Source organism: Yoonia sp. 2307UL14-13 (genome assembly GCF_037572755.1).
Classification (GTDB): Bacteria; Pseudomonadota; Alphaproteobacteria; order Rhodobacterales; family Rhodobacteraceae; genus Yoonia.
In genome coordinates, this window is the sequence record NZ_JBBIFZ010000004.1 from 86538 (window position 1) to 107034 (window position 20497).

Annotated in this window: 20 protein-coding genes; 9 read left to right on the top strand and 11 right to left on the bottom strand. The window is 56.2% G+C overall.

Annotated features, from left to right (window positions below; genetic code table 11):
• Positions 1–46: 46 nt before the first annotated feature.
• Positions 47–1504, bottom strand: a complete 1458-nt coding sequence (locus tag V8J85_RS11695) for an FAD-dependent oxidoreductase (protein WP_339953925.1) — start codon at positions 1502–1504, stop codon at positions 47–49.
• Between the two features lie 69 nt (positions 1505–1573).
• Entirely contained in the window at positions 1574–2362 is a 789-nt protein-coding gene (gene rpiA, locus V8J85_RS11700) for a ribose-5-phosphate isomerase RpiA (RefSeq protein ID WP_339953926.1), read from the bottom strand.
• A gap of 361 nt (positions 2363–2723) precedes the next feature.
• Here rpiA and V8J85_RS11705 point away from each other — a divergent pair, with 361 nt between their 5' ends.
• From V8J85_RS11705 to V8J85_RS11720, 4 genes are read left to right on the top strand one after another with little or no spacing between them, the layout of a single operon-like run.
• Positions 2724–4097, top strand: a complete 1374-nt coding sequence (locus V8J85_RS11705) for an L-serine ammonia-lyase (protein ID WP_339953927.1) — start codon at positions 2724–2726, stop codon at positions 4095–4097.
• A gap of 10 nt (positions 4098–4107) precedes the next feature.
• Positions 4108–5022, top strand: a complete 915-nt coding sequence (locus tag V8J85_RS11710; RefSeq protein WP_339953928.1) for a hypothetical protein — start codon at positions 4108–4110, stop codon at positions 5020–5022.
• Positions 5023–5052: 30 nt separating this feature from the next.
• The gene (locus V8J85_RS11715; protein WP_339953929.1) at positions 5053–5589 is read left to right on the top strand and encodes a DUF6886 family protein; all 537 of its coding nucleotides are present in this window, start codon (positions 5053–5055) and stop codon (positions 5587–5589) included.
• 35 nt (positions 5590–5624) lie between these two features.
• A complete protein-coding gene (locus V8J85_RS11720; protein ID WP_339953930.1) occupies positions 5625–6536 on the top strand; it encodes a DMT family transporter in 912 nt (303 codons plus the stop codon).
• On the opposite strand, the gene V8J85_RS11725 is transcribed toward V8J85_RS11720, so the two are convergent.
• On the bottom strand, positions 6478–7143 hold the full coding sequence (locus V8J85_RS11725) for a thiamine diphosphokinase (protein WP_339953931.1): 666 nt from the start codon (positions 7141–7143) through the stop codon (positions 6478–6480). The two genes, V8J85_RS11720 and V8J85_RS11725, sit on opposite strands and share 59 nt — an antisense overlap.
• A 134-nt stretch (positions 7144–7277) precedes the next feature.
• On the opposite strand from V8J85_RS11725, the gene V8J85_RS11730 reads away from it, so the two are divergent.
• Complete coding sequence (locus V8J85_RS11730; RefSeq protein ID WP_339953932.1) at positions 7278–8918, top strand: hypothetical protein; 1641 nt, start codon at positions 7278–7280, stop codon at positions 8916–8918.
• A gap of 58 nt (positions 8919–8976) precedes the next feature.
• Here the strand turns inward: V8J85_RS11730 and V8J85_RS11735 are convergent, their stop codons facing one another.
• Positions 8977–9210 (bottom strand): DUF2842 domain-containing protein, encoded by a 234-nt coding sequence (locus tag V8J85_RS11735; protein WP_339953933.1) that lies wholly within the window; start codon positions 9208–9210, stop codon positions 8977–8979.
• Between the two features lie 6 nt (positions 9211–9216).
• Positions 9217–10509 (bottom strand): adenylosuccinate synthase, encoded by a 1293-nt coding sequence (locus tag V8J85_RS11740; protein WP_339953934.1) that lies wholly within the window; start codon positions 10507–10509, stop codon positions 9217–9219.
• 138 nt (positions 10510–10647) lie between these two features.
• Between V8J85_RS11740 and V8J85_RS11745 the strand changes: the two genes are divergently transcribed.
• From V8J85_RS11745 to V8J85_RS11755, 3 genes are all read left to right on the top strand, one after another.
• A complete protein-coding gene (locus V8J85_RS11745; RefSeq protein WP_339953935.1) occupies positions 10648–11043 on the top strand; it encodes a DUF6524 family protein in 396 nt (131 codons plus the stop codon).
• Positions 11044–11121: 78 nt separating this feature from the next.
• The gene (secG, locus tag V8J85_RS11750; protein WP_339953936.1) at positions 11122–11475 is read left to right on the top strand and encodes a preprotein translocase subunit SecG; all 354 of its coding nucleotides are present in this window, start codon (positions 11122–11124) and stop codon (positions 11473–11475) included.
• Between the two features lie 158 nt (positions 11476–11633).
• Positions 11634–13277, top strand: coding sequence for a CTP synthase (locus V8J85_RS11755; RefSeq protein ID WP_339953937.1), 1644 nt, complete (start codon positions 11634–11636; stop codon positions 13275–13277).
• Positions 13278–13368: 91 nt separating this feature from the next.
• Here the strand turns inward: V8J85_RS11755 and fnrL are convergent, their stop codons facing one another.
• From fnrL to V8J85_RS11780, 5 genes are all read right to left on the bottom strand, one after another.
• The gene (gene fnrL, locus V8J85_RS11760) at positions 13369–14088 is read right to left on the bottom strand and encodes a transcriptional regulator FnrL (protein WP_339953938.1); all 720 of its coding nucleotides are present in this window, start codon (positions 14086–14088) and stop codon (positions 13369–13371) included.
• A gap of 91 nt (positions 14089–14179) precedes the next feature.
• On the bottom strand, positions 14180–14959 hold the full coding sequence (locus V8J85_RS11765) for an IclR family transcriptional regulator (protein WP_339953939.1): 780 nt from the start codon (positions 14957–14959) through the stop codon (positions 14180–14182).
• Between the two features lie 8 nt (positions 14960–14967).
• The gene (locus V8J85_RS11770) at positions 14968–16344 is read right to left on the bottom strand and encodes a TRAP transporter large permease (protein WP_339953940.1); all 1377 of its coding nucleotides are present in this window, start codon (positions 16342–16344) and stop codon (positions 14968–14970) included.
• A complete protein-coding gene (locus V8J85_RS11775) occupies positions 16344–17006 on the bottom strand; it encodes a TRAP transporter small permease (RefSeq protein ID WP_339953941.1) in 663 nt (220 codons plus the stop codon). Before V8J85_RS11775 ends, V8J85_RS11770 begins: the two co-directional genes overlap by 1 nt.
• Before the next feature lie 101 nt (positions 17007–17107).
• Entirely contained in the window at positions 17108–18340 is a 1233-nt protein-coding gene (locus tag V8J85_RS11780; protein WP_339953942.1) for a TRAP transporter substrate-binding protein, read from the bottom strand.
• Positions 18341–18449: 109 nt separating this feature from the next.
• On the opposite strand from V8J85_RS11780, the gene V8J85_RS11785 reads away from it, so the two are divergent.
• Positions 18450–20045, top strand: coding sequence for a GMC family oxidoreductase (locus tag V8J85_RS11785; protein ID WP_339953943.1), 1596 nt, complete (start codon positions 18450–18452; stop codon positions 20043–20045).
• Between the two features lie 33 nt (positions 20046–20078).
• Here V8J85_RS11785 and mce read toward each other — a convergent pair whose 3' ends face one another.
• A complete protein-coding gene (mce, locus tag V8J85_RS11790; RefSeq protein WP_339953944.1) occupies positions 20079–20483 on the bottom strand; it encodes a methylmalonyl-CoA epimerase in 405 nt (134 codons plus the stop codon).
• Between the last annotated feature and the right edge of the window lie 14 nt (positions 20484–20497).

The following is a 20497-nucleotide window of genomic DNA, read 5'->3' on the forward strand; positions in this document are numbered from 1 at the left end:
ATGCTCTGGACAGTCCTTGTGCCATGTGTGCCTTGCCCGGTCAAAATCAAGCGCTGCGCATAGGCTCTTTCATGGTCACGATTTCCTCTGCCATGGTCGGGTGAACGGCCACGGTTCGATCGAAATCCTCTTTTGTTGCGCCCATCTTCACGGCGATCCCGACCATCTGGATCATTTCACCGGCATGATCTGCGACGATGTGACAACCCAGGATCTTGCGGCTTTCCTTGGCCACCACCAGTTTCATCAACACGCGCTCGGACTTTCCTGCAAAAGCCTGCTGCATCGGGCGGAATGAGGTGCAATAAACCTCGATCGGCTCTTGTTCGCGAGCCTCTTCCTCGGTCAGGCCGACTGTGCCGAGTTCGGGCTGGGTAAAGACAGCGGAAGGGATCAGGTCGTGGTCAGGTTTTGTGGGATTGCCTTTGAAAACCGTTTCGACAAAAGCCATGCCTTCACGGATGGCCACCGGCGTCAGTTGCACACGATTGGTCACGTCTCCGATAGCGTAGATCGAGGGAACCGATGTCTGAGAATAATCATCAACCGCGACCTCACCGCGGCGACCGAGTTTTACGCCCGCCTCTTCCAGACCGATGCCATCGGTGTTTGGCGACCGCCCCGTGGCGAACAGCACGTGATCAAAGACCTTCTCGGTACCATTTGTGGCCTTCACCCAGATCGGTTCTTTGGCCGTTTTAGCTGTATCGCTTTTCGGATTGCTTGCGATATCCTGTGCCGGTGCACCCATCGCCGCGTCGGAGTTGGTCGGTTGCGCGCCGGTGTGATCCTCGCTCGCCGGGGCCATTTCGACAATGTTCGTTCCGACATGCAGGTTGATCCCACGCTGGATCATCGAGTCCGCCAGAAGCCCACGCGCCTCATCGTCAAAGCCCCGCAGAATTTGCGCGCCGCGATAATATTGTGTCACCTCGACCCCCAGACCATGCAGGATGCAGGCGAATTCACAAGCGATATAGCCGCCGCCGATGATCAACACGGATTTGGGCATTTTCTCCATCAGGAATATGTCATTGGACACGATCCCCAGATCGGCATTGGGCATGTCAGGACGGACGGGATGACCGCCTGTCGCGATCAGGACATGCTTTGCCGTTACCGTCTTGTCGTTGATCCTGACCGTGTGGGGGTCATCCATGATGGCGCGCCCGTCGAAAATTTCGACGTCAGAGCCATTCAGGAGGTTGCGATAAACCTCTTCCAGCCGGTCCAGTTCAGCATGCAGCCGGGTGCGAAAATTGCCCCAGTTGAAATCTCCATGCTGCACGTCCCAGCCATATTGTCGCGCATCGTCAAAGATATCAGGGTAGCTGCTGGCATAGACCATCAGTTTCTTGGGGACGCAACCGCGGATCACACATGTGCCGCCCATGCGGTACTCTTCAGCGAGCGCGACCTTGGCGCCGGTCGCCGCGGCCACCCGTGCCGCCCGAACCCCGCCAGAGCCGCCACCGATGACAAAGAGGTCGTAGTCGAAGGTCATGTTGCTGCTCCGTTTTTTGGTCGAGATGTTGTTCTGGGTCACGCGGCGCGCCAAGAGGTCATTGGCCGTTCAATCCTGGAGATCGGCAAAGATATTGGTGTCATCGAGCACGTTGAAGTGAATCTCGGCCCCACCGTCGTCTTCGATGTCGCGCACCGTGACGCGGCCATCGCCATGTCCGACGATGACGGTATCGCAGATATCCAGAAACAGCCCGTTTTCGACCACACCCGGAATTTGGTTCAGCATCAGGCTCAGCTGGCGCGGATTGCCGATCCGTTTGAGGTTCAGATCAAGAATATGGTTTCCTTCATCTGTCACAAAGGGTGTATCGCCAGCTTTGCGCAGGGTGACTTCGCGGCCCAAAACATCCATGCCGACAAGCGTTTCCTCGACCAGGGCCTGCGTCGTGCGGGCACCAAACGGAATGATCTCAACCGGCAATGGGAACGCACCAAGTGTGTCGACCTTTTTTGAGGCATCGGCGATCACGATCATGCGGTCACTCGCCGTCGCCACGATCTTTTCCTGCAGATGCGCACCACCGCCACCCTTGATGAGATTCAGATCGGCATCATATTCATCGGTCCCGTCGATGGTCACGTCCAGCCAGCGGGCCTCATCGAGTGTGATCACGTCGATCCCTACATCCTGCGCGAGTTTGGCGGTCCGACTGGAGGTCGGTACTCCTTTGATCTTAAGACCTTCTTCGCGCACCATCTCGCCTAGACATTGTACAAGCCACGCTGCAGTCGATCCCGTTCCGAGCCCTACCTTCATACCGGATTTCACATAGTCGGTCGCCTGCTTTGCAGCGACGAATTTCGCCTTGTCGATGGGGGACAGTTCACTGGTCATGCGGCAGCTCCGAAAATACTCGTTGTCTTATAGGCAAGTTGCCCGGCAGGTGCGAGACCTCAAATGCCCACAAGGATGTGAGATCGTCGTGCACCTTTCGTATGACAAGCGTCGCATTTAAACGGACGCGGCCATCTTGTTGCGGTAGCGTGACTGCCATGGCATTTAACTTTCTCATGCGCCCCGCCTCTGACCACGCATGGCTTTGCATGCGATTGGAACCGGAGCCGCTGAAATTATCTTGCGAAACCGTGCTTGCTCACCACGCGGCGCAAGGACAAAAGACCAACTGCTTATCTAGCGCTAAGCCCCGATGGCCCGATCACCAATCGCGCAAATCGCCTGAAGGACGACCGTTCTGATGTTTCTATCCGTATTCGACATGTTCAAGATTGGGGTTGGCCCATCATCGTCGCATACCATGGGGCCCATGGTGGCCGCGGCCCGTTTTCTGGATCATCTGCAGGCGCAGCCTTTCAAAGTGCATGGGCTGCGGGCTTCGCTGCACGGCAGTCTGGCGTTTACAGGGGTTGGTCATGCGACCGATCGCGCCGTCATTCTAGGGCTCGCCGGGTTTCGACCAGATGATTATGATGCCGACCGCGCCGAAGCCGAACTCAACCGTATCAAGGCCGAACATTGCGTGAAACCCGATGGTCTGGGTCAACTGGCCTTCGATCCACAGCAACATCTCATCTTCGACTATGGCCCGCCGCTGCAAGGTCATGCCAATGGATTGATCCTGCGTGGTACGGACGCGCAAGGCGACGTGATAATCGAGATTACCTATTATTCAGTTGGTGGAGGTTTTATCCTGACCGCGCAAGAGTTGGCGGCTGGTAAGGACGCCGATGGTGGTCCTGCCGTCCCGTACCCGTTCAAAACGGCGGATGAAATGCTGCAGATGGCCGAAACCTCGGGCAAGAGCATCGCCCAGATGAAACGCGCGAACGAAGTATCCCGTGGGTCCGACACGGATCTGGATCGCGGCCTTTCCCGCATCTGGGACGTGATGAACGATTGCATCGACAGGGGGCTGACAAGGGAAGGCACCCTTCCCGGTGGTCTGAAGGTACGGCGGCGGGCCAAAGCCATTCATGATGCACTGCTGGCCGAGCGGGGCATGAACTTGACCGCGCCACATACCATCAACGACTACATGTCGACATACGCAATGGCGGTAAACGAAGAAAATGCCGCTGGTGGCCAAGTCGTCACCGCCCCTACGAACGGCGCGGCAGGCGTCGTACCGGCAACGATCCGTTATTGGCTGGACCATGTGCCGGGCGCCACCACTTCGCGGGTCCCCGAATTTCTACTGACGGCCGCGGCTATTGGCGGCTTGATCAAGTTCAACGCCTCGATTTCGGGCGCGGAATGTGGGTGCCAGGCCGAGGTGGGCAGCGCATCTGCCATGGCCGCCGCCGGCCTTGCGGCCGTACTTGGGGGCACGCCGGAGCAGATCGAAAACGCCGCCGAAATCGCGCTCGAGCATCATTTGGGCATGACGTGCGACCCGGTGAAGGGTTTGGTTCAAGTCCCCTGTATCGAACGGAATGGACTGGGGGCGATCAAGGCCGTATCGGCGGCGTCGCTCGCCTTGCGCGGGGATGGCAAGCACCTTGTTTCGCTTGACGTCGCTATCGAAACGATGCGCCAGACCGGCGCGGACATGAGCGAGAAGTATAAGGAAACTGCCCTGGGCGGGCTGGCGGTGAATGTGCCCAACTGCTAGGCCTTGGCGTATGCGTTATTTCGAAAAATTGGCTATGGTCTTCGCGCTTGTCGGAACACCCGCCGCCCCGGACCCGTGGCATGAAGTCATACCCAAAGTCGCGGAACGCGCGGATTTTTTGATCGCCGAGGCGCACCGACGCGGTTTTGAAAGAATCTCGGTTCGGATGCGCGATGAAATCACGTGGCATGCCTTTTATCGCGACAGCCACGAGTGTGGCATTCTGGGGCGTATGCTTGGCGTTCCGGAACTAGTTGCCGATTACGAGAAGATCGAAGAACCAGACATTACGAATGAGATGCGGGGTGCAGACATCCTGCGCTTACATGGTGTCGGACGCACATATGCCGCATGGGTCAGTCAGGCCGAATGGTATGCAAAGCAGAACCTTTCCGACAAGGTGGACACTTGGAACAGCATATGCGCGAATTGGGATACGATCCGTTACGCGCCCAAATTCATCATCACGACAGGCCCATCCTACGCGGATTTTCCGACGCTCAATTACCTCCCTGATGATCACCCGGTGATCGAGATCGATAGCCAAGGGATGAGCGATTGGGAAATCGAGCGTTTTTTGCCCATAATTCAGGCCGGATTGGAGCGCGGTCCCAACTTTGCCGGTCGATATTCGATTGTGGCGTTAAGTTGCGGAACGTCCTGCCGCCTTTACGATATCACCGATACCGGGACCGGCGAGGGGATCACCGCCCCTTTCGGCGGTGAGGAGACAACGGAGCTCAATGTCGATTTCAACGTGAACAGCCAGCTGATCTATGTCACCCACCTTGGTGGCAAAGTCGACGAATGCGTTCTGCGTGCATGGCATTTCGATGGCACGGAATTTGTTTTGAAACATGAGCAGGTTTTTGCACGAGAAGACGTCGGTTGTAATATTGGCAATTTCCGTGTCATTCGCGGCTGAGGCTTTCGAATAATCCTGGCGAAACCAACGATGACGTATTCTGACAAACACACGACCACCCTGTACCACTTCAGCGACGTCGGCGACATTACCGAATTCGTTCCGAGACGGGTCGTCCGCGACCGTCCGCCCGGACGGGAATGGCTAAATGGGCCGTTGGTCTGGGCGATCAACGAAGCCTATGATTTCCTGTACCTCTTTCCCCGCGATTGCCCGCGCATCGTTGTTTGGGCTACCGAGCGAACACATGTAGATGATCGATGCAGATGGCTTGGTCGTGCCGATCGGGCCGCCTATTTTCAGACCCATTGGGCGGGTGCGATCTCACGAGCGACGCTTTGGAGATACACCCTACCCGCCGATAGTTTTACAATGCTGGGTGATGTCGGAATGGCCGTCAGCAAGGAAGTCGTCAAACCAATCCAAAAACATCGCCTCACGAGCCTGCGCACGCTTTTGAAAGCACGCAAGGTCGCACTGCGCCCGATTTCAGACATCAACGCAATGACCGATCTATTCGAGACCAGCCTGCATGTCAGCGCTATTCGTCTTGGTAATGCACGTTGATTGTCAGTGAGGCAAAGCCAGCCTAGGCTGACATCATGTCTGCTGACCGTCCTTTTCTTGGTGTGCTTTTGATGCTGGCCTTTTGCGTGCTGGCCCCGTTGGGGGATAGCATCGCGAAGCTGCTGGGTGGCGCAGTTGCTTTGGGGTTGCTCTTGCTTGTCCGATTTGTGCTGCAGGCCGCGATCCTCATACCGATTGTTTTCCGCAGCGGTCAGAACCTGCGGCTGCCGAACGGCATGCTGATTTTGACACTGCTGCGAACGGGGCTTCATATCGTCGGTATCGGCCTGATGTTCACCGCCTTGCGCTATCTGCCTCTGGCGGATGCATTGGCGATCGCCTTTGTCATGCCCTTCATCATGTTGCTTCTGGGTCATTTCGCGATGGGAGAAGAGGTCGGCCTAAACCGGCTGATCGCCTGTCTGGTGGGGTTTTTTGGGACGTTGCTGGTTATTCAGCCCAACTTCATCGAAGTCGGTTATCCTGCGCTTTATCCTCTTGGCGTCGCGATGGTTTTTGCCTTGTTCATGATGGTGACGCGCAAGATCGCTCGGGCAATGGACCCGATCAAATTGCAAGCCGTCAGCGGACTTCAGGCCACGATGATGTTGACGCCGATCATCCTGGTTTGGCCCGACCTGCAAGGCGCGGGTTTGACGGGGTTGGACGCAGCGACGATCTGGCTGCTTCTGGCGCTTGGTGTCATCGGTACGCTGGCCCATTTGTTCATGACATGGAGCCTGAGGTTTGCACCCGCCTCCACCCTTGCGCCGATGCAGTACCTGGAAATCCCTTTCGGTACGGCGATTGGGTGGATGATCTTTTCGGACCTTCCGAATGGTCTTGCCGCGATGGGGATCTTTGTCACCGTCGCGGCCGGTCTTTATGTCATTCTGCGCGAGCGACAGCTTTCAAGGCGTCCTCAAGATGCGCCTGTGGCAGGCTGATGAGCAGTGGACCGTCCGTTTGGACCGCGATCGGGCCGCCGGATGCCGCATTGGATGAACTGATGAACCCGACCGGTTCCATGATCCGGTCACTGAGCGGCCATTTCACGCCGGTCGCTGTCACGCGCGCCCGGCCGAGCGGCATAAACGACACGCGACAGCCTTTGGGTAACGATAACGCGGTGAGATCAAGAGCCAGAAAACTGACATCGTCTTGATCCAGCAAAAGAATTCTTTCGGCCGAATGTCTTGCGATGACGTTCAGGACGGCCAACAGGTGATCGATCCGCCCACCCGTAAAGCCCACGGCGATGATGGCAGGTGCTGCGACTCGGCTGACGGCCTTTTCGAAATCAGTCGTCGATTGCTCTGAAATGTGGCAAAGACGGTCCCCAAATGTGGCACGAGCGTGGTCGGATAGTGAATCCAGATCGCCGATGACTGTGACGGGGTCGATCCCCGCAAGAAGGAGGTGATCTGCCCCTGCGTCAACCGCTATGTATTTGTGAACAAAGGCGGAAATACCTTTCAACATGGTGGACGCGATCGGCGCACCGCCGACCAAACAGACTATTCCGTCGGCAGAAACAATCTTATTCGTGGGCACTTTATTTACCTCTATTCACAAACATTCCCCAAAACGGTCACAAAATGATCCCGAATGTACCGTCATGGTGTTCTGAGTTAAGAGGGAATGTCTGTCCAGCAACATGCGGCCAAAAGTTGAAGAGAGCGGACAATATGGGCGAAAATAGTAAGATTCTGAGTGTTTCCTACGGGACATTCTCGTGTCGGCTCGAGGGTTTTGAAGACTCGGTCGAGACGATGAAGGCGGTTGTGTCATATTTCCATGAATTGGCAGGTCATGAGCGTTTTATGGATATGGAGCCTCAGGCACCTGACCTTGAAGCATTGGAAGACCTCGTTCAAGAAACCGAGGAAGGCCCGGTAGAGGCTGAGATGACGGATGAAGGCGTCAGCCTGCGTGTTGCCGCTGCCAACGGTGCGGCTGATGAAGAGGATATGCTACGCCCCTCTTTGCGCATATTGCCGACCGCCGACGATGACGACGTAACCGAAGAGTTGTCGGCCGTAGAACAATCATCGGAAGAAATTTTGTCTGCTGATGACGGCGTAGATGCGGAAAATCCATCAGAGCCGGATCAGATCGACATCGAAGACTCTGTTGTGGCATTTGATGGTGAAAACGATGCTGTGATTGCGGAAGATGAGGAACCGGCAGACGTCGCCGCGCCGGATGATACCGCCCAAGATGATGATGCCACTGGCGAAGACGAAAACTTCTACGATCCGGCCCCAACACACGATGCGCCCGATGCTGGTGACAGCGTCGCCGCCAAGCTGGAGCGCATCCGCGCTTTGGTCGGACGCACGCCACCTCGCGGTCATGAATCGCGCTCAGATGAAGAACAACCGGGCGAAACCGCGAGTGTCGTTGACCGCTTGTCCGCCTTGACCGGCACCCCAGATGGGGCGACCGACGAAGAAGAAGATGTGCCAGTTGACGATTTTGATTTCTCGGGTGAAGACGTCGCAGATACGCCACTTATTCTATCGGATATTGACCCCGACGACGATGAGGCGTCCGACCCCACGGTAGAGGACGAAGTTGCGCCAGCGGAGATGTCGGACGATGATGACGTCGAGGCGGATGAAGAGGCTGATGACCACGACGCCCCCGCTTTACGTCGCGAGATCTTTTCGCGACGCGAAAACCTGCCTGAAAACGACGATGACGCCATGTCACGTATCATGTCACAGGCTGATGAGCGCCTGAACGAACCTGAGGGACGCCGCCACCGGGACGCATTCGCCCAGCTTAAGGCGGCCGTTGCCGCCACGGAAGCAGCGCGCCAGTTGGGCGACCGCGATGCCGACGCGGACCCCAAGGATGCCTTCCGCGATGATTTGACCGAAGTCACGAAACCTAAAGAAAACGAAGACCGTCCGATTTCCCGACCCATCTCGCGCCCGTTGAAGCTCGTCGCAGAGCAACTGATCGAAACACCTCCCGCCGATCCTGCGGAGCGGTTGCGCCAGATTGCGTCGGTGAAAGAAACCGGTGAGGCGAAGGGCGGCTTTGCCGAGTTCGCTGCTGAGAAGGGTGCGACCGAGCTAAGTGATTTGCTGGAAGCGGCGGCAGCCTATATTTCGTTTGTCGAAGGCGATACCGATTTTTCGCGTCCACAGGTGATGAAAAAGGTACAGATGGCCGCAAATGACGAATTCAGTCGTGAGGATGGGCTAAGGTCGTTTGGCCGATTGTTGCGTCAGAGCCGGATTATCAAGCTGAACAATGGTCGTTTTCAGGTCTCGGAAGATACACGTTTCCGGCCGGATGGGAATGTCGCCCAAGGTTGATTGTTTCGCATGCGCCAGACTGAATGAGGGCGAGGTGCAAACCTCGCCTTTTCCTTTGTCAATCCTGCGGCGGCGCATCGGGATCGGGCTGACCGATTCCTTTGAACACCCACTTGACCGGCAACGCCCAGGCAATGCCAAGCGTGATGTAAACCAACAGCTCGACCGGCATCGGCAGCCGGATGTCTCGGTTCATCATACCACTCATGACCGTGACAGCGAACACGACATAGGCTGGCAGACCGATGACAAGAACGAAGAGGGCAAGGCGTTTGCGGGATTTGTAGGTCATGACACCCTAGTCGGCGAATGGGTCGGTAACGAGGATCGTGTCCTCGCGCTCTGGTGATGTGGAAACTAGGGCGACCGGGCACTCGATCAACTCTTCGATCCGCCGTACATACTTTATCGCTTGCGCGGGCAAATCGGCCCAACTACGTGCACCTTCGGTCGACTCCGACCATCCCTCAATCTCTTCATAGACAGGTTTGCATCGGGCCTGCTGATCAGCTGCAGTAGGCAGATAATTCAGTTGCTGACCGTCCAATTCGTAGCCGACACATATGCGCAATGTCTCAAAACCATCCAAAACATCCAGCTTAGTCAACGAAATTCCCGATACACCGGATGTCGCACAGGTTTGACGCACCAGGCAAGCATCGAACCAGCCGCAACGACGCTTGCGGCCTGTCGTGGTTCCAAACTCGTGCCCACGCTCCCCTAGACGCTGACCGTCTGCATCATCCAATTCAGTAGGGAATGGCCCCTCACCGACGCGAGTTGTGTAGGCCTTTACGATCCCCAGTACAAAGTCAATCGCACTAGGCCCCATGCCGACACCAGTCGCGGCCTGGCCTGCGATGACGTTGGATGATGTCACAAACGGATAGGTACCAAAGTCGATATCCAGTAACGCACCCTGCGCGCCTTCGAACAGGATACGCTTGCCCGCTTTCCGCTTTTCATTCAGCACTTTCCAGACGGGTGCGGCGTATTCGAGGATTTGGGGCGCAACTTCGCGCAGTTTGGCAAGAACGTCGTCACGATCAATCGGCTGCAGCCCCAGACCACGGCGTAACGCATCATGATGGATCAGAGCGCGGTCCAACCGCAATTCCAGCGTCGCATCATCTGCCAGATCAGCAACGCGGATTACGCGACGGCCAACTTTGTCCTCATAACAAGGGCCGATGCCGCGCCCGGTTGTCCCGATCTTGGCCACCGAGTTCTGGCTTTCGCGCGCGCGGTCAAGTTCACCATGAAATGGCAGTATCAGCGGGGTGTTTTCAGCAATCATCAGCGTCTGCGGAGATATTTCGACCCCCTGCCCGCGCAAAGTTTCAATCTCGTTGATCAAGTGCCAGGGGTCCAACACGACACCATTGCCTATTACCGACAATTTGCCGCCGCGCACGACGCCCGATGGCAGGGCGTGTAGTTTGTACACCTGTTGATCGATGACGAGCGTGTGCCCTGCATTGTGCCCGCCCTGAAAACGCGCGATGACATCAGCCCGCTCCGAGAGCCAATCGACAATCTTGCCCTTGCCCTCATCTCCCCATTGCGCGCCGACGACCACCACATTTGCCATTGATTACCGCTTTCCTGTTGCAAAATCGCGTGCACCCTATAGCCGTGCGGGCGCCCGCTTGAAAGCGGCAAAGTGGGTGGACAGCGTCGGAGACCGCCGCCATTCTTTGCCAAAACGGAATATGAAGTGAGAACGATCATGGGTTTTGTCATTCGCTGGGTCTTTGCATTTGTCCTTTTGGCGGCCACCTATAATCCGACCGAATGGAACTTTGTCCGCTGGAGCATGGCGAACTTTGAAACAAACCTGTCGCTTACTGTGCTCTTTGGGCTGATACTGCTTGTGGGGTACATCATCTATCTGCGGGCGACGCTGCGGTCGATTGGGGTGTTCGGTATGATCCTGGTTTTTGCTGTAGTGGGCACGCTTTTGTGGGTGCTTTACGATCAGGGCATCGTCAGTCTTGATAACCCCACGGTGAATACCTGGATCGCGGTTTTCACCCTTTCGTTTGTATTGGCGATTGGCCTGAGCTGGTCCATTGTGCGCCGACGCTTGACCGGGCAGGCGGATATGGATGACGTGGATGAATAAGGGCTGATCGGGGGTTGCGGGACCGCCTAACAGCTTTTAGATACCGCATGTTCGCGACTGCGACCCGAAAGGCCCCAAATGGAAAACGTTGTTTTAACCATCCACATGATCCTAGCGCTCAGCCTGATCGGAACCGTGCTTTTGCAGCGGTCCGAGGGCGGGGGATTGGGCATTGGTGGCGGCGGCGGTGGCGCCACGGGCAGTCGGCCACCGGCGACAGCCATCGGTAAATTCACATGGCTTTTGGCGATCGCGTTCATCTGTACATCAGTCGCTTTGACGCTGATCGCAGCAGATCAGACCGCTGGTGCATCCGTCGTGGACCGTTTGGGAATTGAAAGCAGCGACGATGAGACGACCCCTGGCGATTTGGGCGACAGCTTGTTACCTCCGTCGCCGTCTGACGAACCGTTGGTCCCAACCGGCGAATGACACAAGGGGTTGCTGAGCAGCAAGATTCAGCAACATGATCTTGGGTCAGCGGTTGCAAAAAAACGCCGAATCCGCTAGGGCTTGAACCCCGTGATGATGCGAACTTTGGCGTTCGTTTTCCCACAGATTTTGGAAGTTTTCACGGGAGTTCCCAGCCGATGGCACGCTTTATTTTCATTACCGGTGGCGTTGTGTCTTCGCTAGGCAAGGGGCTGGCGTCGGCCGCTTTGGGCTCGCTTTTGCAGGCGCGTGGCTATTCGGTTCGGCTGCGCAAGCTGGACCCTTACCTGAATGTCGACCCCGGGACGATGTCTCCGTTTGAACACGGTGAGGTCTTCGTCACCGATGACGGAGCCGAGACCGATCTTGATCTTGGCCATTATGAACGCTTCACCGGCGTACCCGCGCGCAAAACCGACTCGGTCAGTTCGGGCCGCATTTATTCCAACGTTTTAGAGAAGGAACGACGCGGCGATTATCTGGGCAAGACGATTCAGGTCGTTCCTCACGTCACGAACGAGATCAAGGATTTCATCAGCATCGGCGAGGATGAGGTCGATTTCATGCTGTGCGAGATCGGCGGTACAGTCGGCGATATTGAAGGCCTTCCATTTTTCGAAGCCATCCGTCAGTTCAGCCACGACAAGCCACGTGGACAGTGCATTTTCATGCACCTGACCCTATTGCCCTATCTGGCCGCTTCGGGCGAATTGAAGACCAAGCCGACCCAGCACAGCGTGAAGGAATTGCAATCCATTGGGATCGCGCCCGATATCCTCGTTTGCCGGTCCGAACAGCCGATCCCCGAGAAAGAACGCGAAAAGATCGCTTTGTTCTGCAACGTGCGGAAAGAGGCGGTGGTCGCAGCGTATGACCTTAAATCAATCTACGAAGCACCGCTTGCCTACCACGCCGAGGGCCTTGATCAGGCGGTGCTGGATGCTTTCGACATCTCACCCGCCCCCGCGCCGAAGCTGGATGTCTGGCATGACGTGCATGACCGTATTCATAATCCCGAGGGTAAGGTGAAAGTTGCCATCGTCGGTAAATACACGCAGTTGGAGGACGCCTATAAATCTATTGCAGAGGCGTTGACCCATGGCGGGATGGCCAACCGCGTGAAGGTGAAGATTGAATGGGTCGATGCCGAACTATTCGACCGCGAGGATGCCGCACCGTTTCTGGAAGGTTATCATGCGATCCTCGTTCCGGGAGGATTCGGGGAACGGGGAACCGAGGGTAAAATCAAGGCAGCGCAATTCGCGCGCGAGAAGAAGATCCCTTATCTGGGTATTTGCCTCGGCATGCAGATGGCCGTGATCGAGGCTGCCCGCAATTTGGCGGGATTGAAAAAAGCCGGGTCAGAGGAATTCGACCACGAAGCGGGCAAAAAGCGGTTCGAACCGGTCGTCTATCACCTGAAGGAATGGGTGCAAGGCAACCATAAGGTTGCCCGCAAGGCCAATGACGACAAGGGCGGGACGATGCGGCTAGGGGCCTATAGCGCAACGCTGGATGAGGGGTCGAAGGTAGCAGATGTCTACAACAGCACTTCCATCGAAGAACGTCACCGCCACCGCTATGAGGTCGACATCAAATACCGCGAGACATTGGAACAGGCCGGTCTGTGTTTTTCCGGCATGTCACCCGACGGGAAACTGCCAGAGATCGTAGAGTGGAAAGATCATCCCTGGTTCATCGGGGTGCAGTTTCACCCAGAGCTAAAGTCCAAACCTTTTGCGCCGCACCCCTTATTTGCAGATTTCGTGCGGGCCGCTGTTGAGGTTTCGCGTTTGGTCTAAACTGTTTCGAAGCACAGCAACGGCGACTGCTTAATCAGGTTTCTGCCCCAAAGCATTTCAAAGACGATGACCAGATATCTGACAAATGGCGTCAGGCCATCTCTCCGGTCTCTTCCTCGAGCACATCAAGATCGGGCACTGTAATGTCACGCCGCTCATCAAATGCGATCAGCCCATCTTTCTTTAACGCCGACATTTGACGGCTCACGGTTTCGATGGTCAGACCGAGGTAGTTGGCCATCGTCTCGCGGGTGATGGGCAACGTGAAAGTGACTTTGCGCCCGTCAGCTGGTCTCAAAGACGCCATCCGCTTGGCGATCATGCAAAGTAATGACGCGATCTTTTCGCGTGCTGTCTTGCGGCCGAGCACAAGCATCCATTCACGGGCGGCGTCCAACTCATCCAAGGTCATTTCCAACAGGCGCTCACCCACATGCGGCGTTTGCTTAATGAGACGTTCAAACGGTTTGCGTCGAAAACAGCAAAGTGTCACATCGGTTTCGGCCAGCACATTGCAGTTGATCGTTTCGCGCATTGGACGGCCGATAAAGTCTGAAGGCAAGAGCAGGCCGACCATCTGCACACGACCATCCGGCATTGTACGGGTCAAGCTGGCGACACCATTGACGACCGAGGCCACGAATTCCAACGGGTCACCCGAAAAAAAGATCGGCTGGCCAGCCGTAAATGAGCGATAATACTTCACCTGTTCCAGCGTGACCAACTCTTCCGGTTCGCACTTTGAACAAATAGCGTTATAGCGTATGGGGCAATTCTGGCAGGATTTCAGCTCTGGTACGGCAAGTGTCATCACAAGTTCCCTGTCCGGTGGTCTTGTCGGGATCATTTAGCAAATAGCCGGCGACAACCATGCGCGGAAATGCCGCGCGTTTTGCATCGGATCAGTGCCCTGCCATCGCCCCCAGTTCAAGTGCGGCCCGTTGCAAATCATGCAGATGTCCGATCAGATCTGTAAGGTTAGATCTTGGTCTAGGAGCATGCACAGATAGGGTTGCCAAAAGACGCCCCCGATCGTCAAGAATCGGTACCGCAACCGCGCTCATACCTTGCATGAATTCCTCATCATCGGTCGCATAGCCCTGCGTGCGGGTTACGGCCAAAGCTTCACGCAGCTCTTTTGAGTCGGTGATCGTGCGATCGGTCTTTTTCTCGAAACTACCATTCTGCAAAAGTCGGTCGAGGTAGTCAGTGCGTAGTGTCGACAAATACATCTTGCCGCTGGCGGTGCAATGAAACGGGACTTGTGTTCCGATCGGCATCTGAATGCGCAGCGGCCAGTGTGTTTCAACCCGGTCGAGATAATACATGCCATCCCGTTCTGGGATCGCGATATTGCACGTCTCACCGATCTTTGTCGCCAGGGCCTTGAGGATCGACAGCCGTACGGTGCGCACCCGTTCCGATGACAGCGTATTCGTCGCCAATAACCGCATCCGGCGTCCGGGGCTATAGGACCGCCCGTCGATATCGCGCTGCAAGAACCCTTCCGCCTCGGCCGTGGCAAATAGCCGGTGAATCGTGGGCTTGGGCAAGCCAAGGGTTTCGTTCACGGCGGACGGTGTAACAGGTACGCCGACGCGGGCCACCTCCTCCAGCAGCATCAGGAGCCGGAGATTGGTGGGAATTTGGCCCGTTGTATCAGCAGCACTCTGTTCGGTCATTTCATCCGTTATCGGTCAGGCAACAGTAACAGGGCGGTTTCCGGCACAAATGCCACGATGAACCATACGCTGATCAGCGCCGCCAGATAGGCGAACGTGTAACGCAGCAGACGGAAATACGGCACGCCCGTCACCCCCGACGCCACATAAAGGTTTAGCCCGTATGGCGGGGTGATGAACCCGATGGACGCCCCCACGAGGAAGATCACCGAGAAGTGGACTGGATCAACCGCATCCGCCCCGAACAATGCCGTCGACGTCACAATCGGTGCCAAAATCGGGGCAAGAATGATCGTCACCGGCAAACTCTCCAGGATCATACCGGAAATGAAGACAATCACCATCGCGGTCAAAAGCACGGCCGTGGGTCCACCCATAGAGGTCACGAAATCGCTGATAACCGACTGCGCCCCCAGCAGCGACAGGATTTGCTGCATCACGACCGAAATGGCGATCAACGGCGCAAGAATGCCCGAGATCTGGGCGGAACGCACAACGATTGACGGCACTTCCCAGATCTTGAACCCTTCGACCGTCGCCATCTCGGCCCAGCCTTTTTGCTCGACTGGTGTATCTGCCTTGGTCCCCATCAATTTGTTGGCGGGATAGCTCAGCAGACCTGCGATGATACAAAAGCCTACCGTCACGCCAGCGGCCTCGGTGGGTGAAAACTTACCGGTGTAGATCCCCCACAACACCAGCCCGATGGCAAAGAAACCAAGCCATGCACCAAATGCTGTTTTCAGAACACGCAGCAGCTGCAGCGGGATCAGATAGCCCCAGCCATTCTTCCAGCAGATCAGGAAGCAGGCAATCTGCATGCCGACAACCATCATCGTACCGGGAATAATCCCTGCGATGAACAGATCGGAAATCGGCAGATTCATCAGGAATCCGTAGACGATGAAGATGATTGATGGTGGTATGATGATCCCGACCGTCCCGCCCGCCGCGGCCGTGGCCGCAGAAAAGCGTTCGTCATAACCGCCCTTGACCATCTCTGGGTGCAACATGGACCCGATTGTCGCTGTCGTGGCCGAATTCGACCCGGAAATCGCGGCAAACAGACCACAGGCACCGAGCGACGCCATCGCCAGACCGCCCCTGATCCAACCCAGGCAGGAATAGGCGAAATCCGACAGCCTTCGCGCGATCCCGGATTTGTTGATCAGGTCACCTGTCAGGATGAACAGCGGCATCGCCAACAGCGCAAATCCCTTGTTGAACACGTTCAACAATTCCGACCCCATATTGTCCAGTGTCAGGCCCAACACGAATGAACACCCGACGACCCAGTAAGCGATGACCAGCAGAACCGGCACGCCCAGCATGAAAAAGAATGTCACCCCAAGCGAAATGATGGTGACCCATGTTCCGGTATCCATCACGCATCCCCCCCGATGACGGCTTGTTTGATCAGTGGTTCGCCGTTGCGATAGTTCGCGATGTCATCACCAAGGTTTTCAAAGACCCGCGCGGCAAGCATGATGAAGGCCACGGGAATAGTCGCAATGAACCACCACTGCATGACATTGTCGGTGCCCAGCACGATCTGAAAATTCGATGCCGAATTGGCGGTCAGCCGCAACGTCGTCGTCAGCACGATCACAGCCAGTCCGAACCAGAGGATCGCATCAAGGATCAGACAAGCTATCTGCCCTGTTGGCCCCATCCGCGTGCGAAATTCGCTAAAACTCAAATGCGTCCGCAGCCGTACGTTATACGCCGCCCCGAACCATGCCATGATCATGAAAAGGAAGGGCGGTATCGTCGTGGACCAAGGCTGCTGATTGCTGAAGATAAACCGGTCAACGACGCCCCAGAAGATGATGAAGGCGATGGCCAGATAGCTCCAGACCATGATGGTTTTCTCGAGGTGCCGGTCAATAAGTGGCACCGCCCGGTACAACGCCATGACCAGTAATCCGCCAACCAGCGTCACCAGAACTCCAAAAGGCCAGGCTGCATTACTCCGCAAAGCCGAGCTGATCGTGAAAGAATCCTGAGAAGCTAACGCGCTGAAAATGGATACAAAATCGCTCCACATGGATATGGCCTCCCCTCCACATCAGGCCGGTTCGCCCGGCTCGTCCGTCAAAAAAGGCCAACGCATTGAGTCGCGCTGGCCCTTTCCATCTTAGGCTTAGTTTAGGCTTTCCACCAACGGCGCGGCTCGACATTTTCAGCCAACGTGTCGGCAGGGATCTTGCGGACCTCGTCATAGATCTCTTGATAGGTGTCGATACCACCGGCCCAACCGTTAATCCGCTCGCGCCACTGTTCCCACAGTTGCGGCTGGAATTCGGGCGAACACATTTCCTCGGCCTTCTTGATCTCTTCATCCGAAAGCGTGGCCAGACGCACGTTATCGCGGGCAAAGATCGTGCCAGGCAACTGCGGGTTCGAGAAACCGACGGTATTGACTAGGGCGGCCTCGTTCGCGGCCTGCACATGGACCTGCGCCAGATATGCGGATTCCATAATCGCGTCCTGCAGATAGCCTTCCATACCGTCAAAGACAGATGCCGACATCGCCGTATGTTCAGTGCCGCAGAAGAATTTCAAATCCACACACTGGCTGACGACAGGCGACATGTTGGCATAGGCCACCGCCGATGCCCATGTTTCGGCACCATCAATCAAACCCTGCTTGAGACCATCAAGAGTTTCTTCCCAAGCAATCGGCACAGGATTCAGGCCCAGTGCCTGCATCGCGATCCGGCCCAGTTGGGTGCCGGTCACGCGGTTTTTAGTGCCGTTCAACTGATCGATGCTGGTGACAGTGTCACGATCCTGCCAGGACAGGCCCAACTGGATGCCGCGCAATTCAGCGTGGCTGAACAGGAATTTCAGGCCGTGACGCTGCTCGAACGGATCACGCAGAACTTCTTGGCTCTTCGGGCTGTACATAAAATGGTACTGATCAGCCCGGCTACGGAATATGTAAGCATAGTCCAGCACGTTCAGATAAGGCGCGCCACCAGCCGAGTTCTGCGTTGAAGCTGCATAGATATCCACGATACCTTGCTGTGTTTTCTCGACACAGGACAGCTGGTTACAGATTTGATTGTCGCCAATGAACTCAATGCGGATTTCACCATCCGTTCGGCTTTCGAGGTCGCGGGCGAATTCAAGGCACCCTGCCCGCTCGATCAGCAGGTTGCGCTGGTTGAAACCGGCAGCGCCGAATTTCAACGTGTGCTTGGCCTCTTTCGCAAAGCGCTTTTCATAAGTCGATTCTGCCGCTTTGGCCAAACTGCCAAGGCTCATCGCCCCACCGAATGTGCCCGCCGCCAGAAGCGTCGAACTCATCCCGTAAGTCCCTGCTACTTTGAACAAATCGCGCCGCGAAATGCGGCTTAGTTTGTTGCTCACTCCCATGACTTCCTCCCTAGATGTCAATTATTGAGACTATTGGTTTCAAAAAAGCCTAGTATAGTCTGGCCGTTCTGCATAGAAGTATTTTCCAGATTAGGGGGAGAATCTGATCATGGAAGCGGATTTTGTGGTTGTCGGGGCCGGATCGGCGGGATGTGTGCTGGCCAATCGGCTGAGCGCGGACCCAAAAAACAAGGTTATACTGCTCGAAGCCGGCGGGCGCGATCTTAACCCTTGGATCCATATTCCGGTTGGATACTTCAAGACGATCCACAACCCTTCAGTCGATTGGTGTTATAAGACAGAGCCTGATCCGGGCCTCAACGGGCGGTCAATCGAATGGCCACGCGGCAAAGTTCTTGGCGGTTCATCGTCGCTAAACGGTCTGCTTTACGTGCGCGGTCAGTCTCAGGATTACGACCGCTGGCGGCAGATGGGCAATGCAGGTTGGGGCTGGGATGATGTGCTCCCGCTGTTCAAAAGGGCCGAAAACAACGAGCGCGGCGCCGATGAATTCCACGGTGACCAAGGGCCGCTTTCCGTATCGAACATGCGTATCCAGCGACCGATCACGGATGCCTGGGTCGCCGCGGCACAGGCTGCAGGCTACAAATTCAATCCAGATTATAATGGGGCGGATCAGGAGGGTGTGGGCTTTTTTCAACTGACCTCACGCAACGGCCGGCGCTGTAGTGCGGCTGTCGCCTATCTCAATCCTGTAAAGTCTCGTGACAACCTGCAGATCATCACACATGCACAGGTCGAAAAAGTCGTTGTCGACGGCAAGCGCGCAACCGGCGTTGTCTATACCGACCGCAGCGGCAGGCGTCATACCGTCAAGGCGGGCAAGGAAGTCGTCCTATCTGGCGGTGCCATCAACTCCCCGCAGATCCTGATGCTGTCGGGTGTGGGTGAGGCGGCGCAACTCTCTGAACATGGGATAGACGTTGTCGCCGACCTGCCCGGCGTTGGCAAAAACCTCCAGGACCACTTACAGGCCCGCCTTGTCTATAAATGCAACGAACCCACGCTGAATGACGAGGTCAGCACGCTTTGGGGTCAGGCACGCATCGGTCTGAAATACCTGATGTTCCGTGCCGGGCCGATGACAATGGCCGCAAGCCTTGCAACGGGTTTCATGAAAACACGCGAAGATGTGGAAACGCCCGACATTCAGTTCCACGTGCAACCGCTTTCGGCCGAAAATCCGGGCAAGGGTGCAGACAAGTTTTCGGCGTTCACCATGTCGGTTTGTCAGCTCCGCCCCGAAAGCAAAGGCGAGATCAGGCTGCAAGGCAATGATCACAAGACATATCCCAAGATCATTCCGAATTACCTGTCGACCGAAACGGATTGCCAGACCATCGTCGCCGGTGTGAATATTGCACGCAGCATCGCGCGCCATGCGCCGCTCACAACCAAGATCAGCACCGAGTTCCGCCCGCACCCCGACCTCGACATTAACGACTATGAGGCGACTTTGGATTGGGCACGCAACAACACGGCGTCAATCTATCATCCGACCGGTACCTGCAAAATGGGGCAAGGTAGGGAGGCGGTCGTAGATGAAAAACTAAAAGTCCACGGCATTGAAGGCCTGCGCGTCGCCGATTGCGCTATAATGCCCGAAATCGTTTCTGGTAACACGAACGCCCCCGCGATCATGATCGGGGAAAAGGCGTCGGATTTGATCCTTGAAGATGCTTGATGCACCCCCCGGACTTGGTCCGGGGCCTTCCCCTTAGACTTGTTCCAACTCCACCAAGCACCCGTTGAAATCTTTGGGATGCAAGAAAAGCACCGGCTTGCCATGAGCACCGATTTTCGGCTCGCCATTTCCCAATACGCGCGCACCTTCAGCCAGGAGATGATCACGCGCGGCTACGATGTCGTCCACTTCATAACAGACATGGTGAATCCCACCGGACGGGTTTTTGTCGAGAAAGCCCTGAATTGGTGAGGCGTCGCCGAACGGGTACAGCAGCTCGATTTTCGTGTTGGGTAGGTTGATGAAAACCACGGTCACCCCATGATCCGGTTCATTCTGCGGATCGCCGACATCCGCCCCTAACATCGTGCGGTATTGCGCGCTCGCCACATCTAGATCAGGGACGGCAATGGCAACGTGATTGAGACGACCGATCATACAATTTCTCCTCT

Bases quoted from the DNA above. Each gene is read 5' to 3' on its own strand.
- V8J85_RS11780 (WP_339953942.1), bottom strand. From the start codon at position 18,340: ATGGGAGTGAGCAACAAACTAAGCCGCATTTCGCGGCGCGATTTGTTC.
- secG (WP_339953936.1), top strand. From the start codon at position 11,122: ATGGAAAACGTTGTTTTAACCATCCACATGATCCTAGCGCTCAGCCTG.
- V8J85_RS11740 (WP_339953934.1), bottom strand. From the start codon at position 10,509: ATGGCAAATGTGGTGGTCGTCGGCGCGCAATGGGGAGATGAGGGCAAG.
- V8J85_RS11770 (WP_339953940.1), bottom strand. From the start codon at position 16,344: ATGGATACCGGAACATGGGTCACCATCATTTCGCTTGGGGTGACATTC.
- V8J85_RS11755 (WP_339953937.1), top strand. From the start codon at position 11,634: ATGGCACGCTTTATTTTCATTACCGGTGGCGTTGTGTCTTCGCTAGGC.
- V8J85_RS11745 (WP_339953935.1), top strand. From the start codon at position 10,648: ATGGGTTTTGTCATTCGCTGGGTCTTTGCATTTGTCCTTTTGGCGGCC.
- V8J85_RS11785 (WP_339953943.1), top strand. From the start codon at position 18,450: ATGGAAGCGGATTTTGTGGTTGTCGGGGCCGGATCGGCGGGATGTGTG.
- V8J85_RS11710 (WP_339953928.1), top strand. From the start codon at position 4,108: ATGCGTTATTTCGAAAAATTGGCTATGGTCTTCGCGCTTGTCGGAACA.
- fnrL (WP_339953938.1), bottom strand. From the start codon at position 14,088: ATGACACTTGCCGTACCAGAGCTGAAATCCTGCCAGAATTGCCCCATA.
- V8J85_RS11705 (WP_339953927.1), top strand. From the start codon at position 2,724: ATGTTTCTATCCGTATTCGACATGTTCAAGATTGGGGTTGGCCCATCA.
- V8J85_RS11715 (WP_339953929.1), top strand. From the start codon at position 5,053: ATGACGTATTCTGACAAACACACGACCACCCTGTACCACTTCAGCGAC.
- mce (WP_339953944.1), bottom strand. From the start codon at position 20,483: ATGATCGGTCGTCTCAATCACGTTGCCATTGCCGTCCCTGATCTAGAT.
- V8J85_RS11775 (WP_339953941.1), bottom strand. From the start codon at position 17,006: ATGTGGAGCGATTTTGTATCCATTTTCAGCGCGTTAGCTTCTCAGGAT.
- V8J85_RS11735 (WP_339953933.1), bottom strand. From the start codon at position 9,210: ATGACCTACAAATCCCGCAAACGCCTTGCCCTCTTCGTTCTTGTCATC.
- rpiA (WP_339953926.1), bottom strand. From the start codon at position 2,362: ATGACCAGTGAACTGTCCCCCATCGACAAGGCGAAATTCGTCGCTGCA.
- V8J85_RS11730 (WP_339953932.1), top strand. From the start codon at position 7,278: ATGGGCGAAAATAGTAAGATTCTGAGTGTTTCCTACGGGACATTCTCG.
- V8J85_RS11720 (WP_339953930.1), top strand. From the start codon at position 5,625: ATGTCTGCTGACCGTCCTTTTCTTGGTGTGCTTTTGATGCTGGCCTTT.
- V8J85_RS11765 (WP_339953939.1), bottom strand. From the start codon at position 14,959: ATGACCGAACAGAGTGCTGCTGATACAACGGGCCAAATTCCCACCAAT.
- V8J85_RS11695 (WP_339953925.1), bottom strand. From the start codon at position 1,504: ATGACCTTCGACTACGACCTCTTTGTCATCGGTGGCGGCTCTGGCGGG.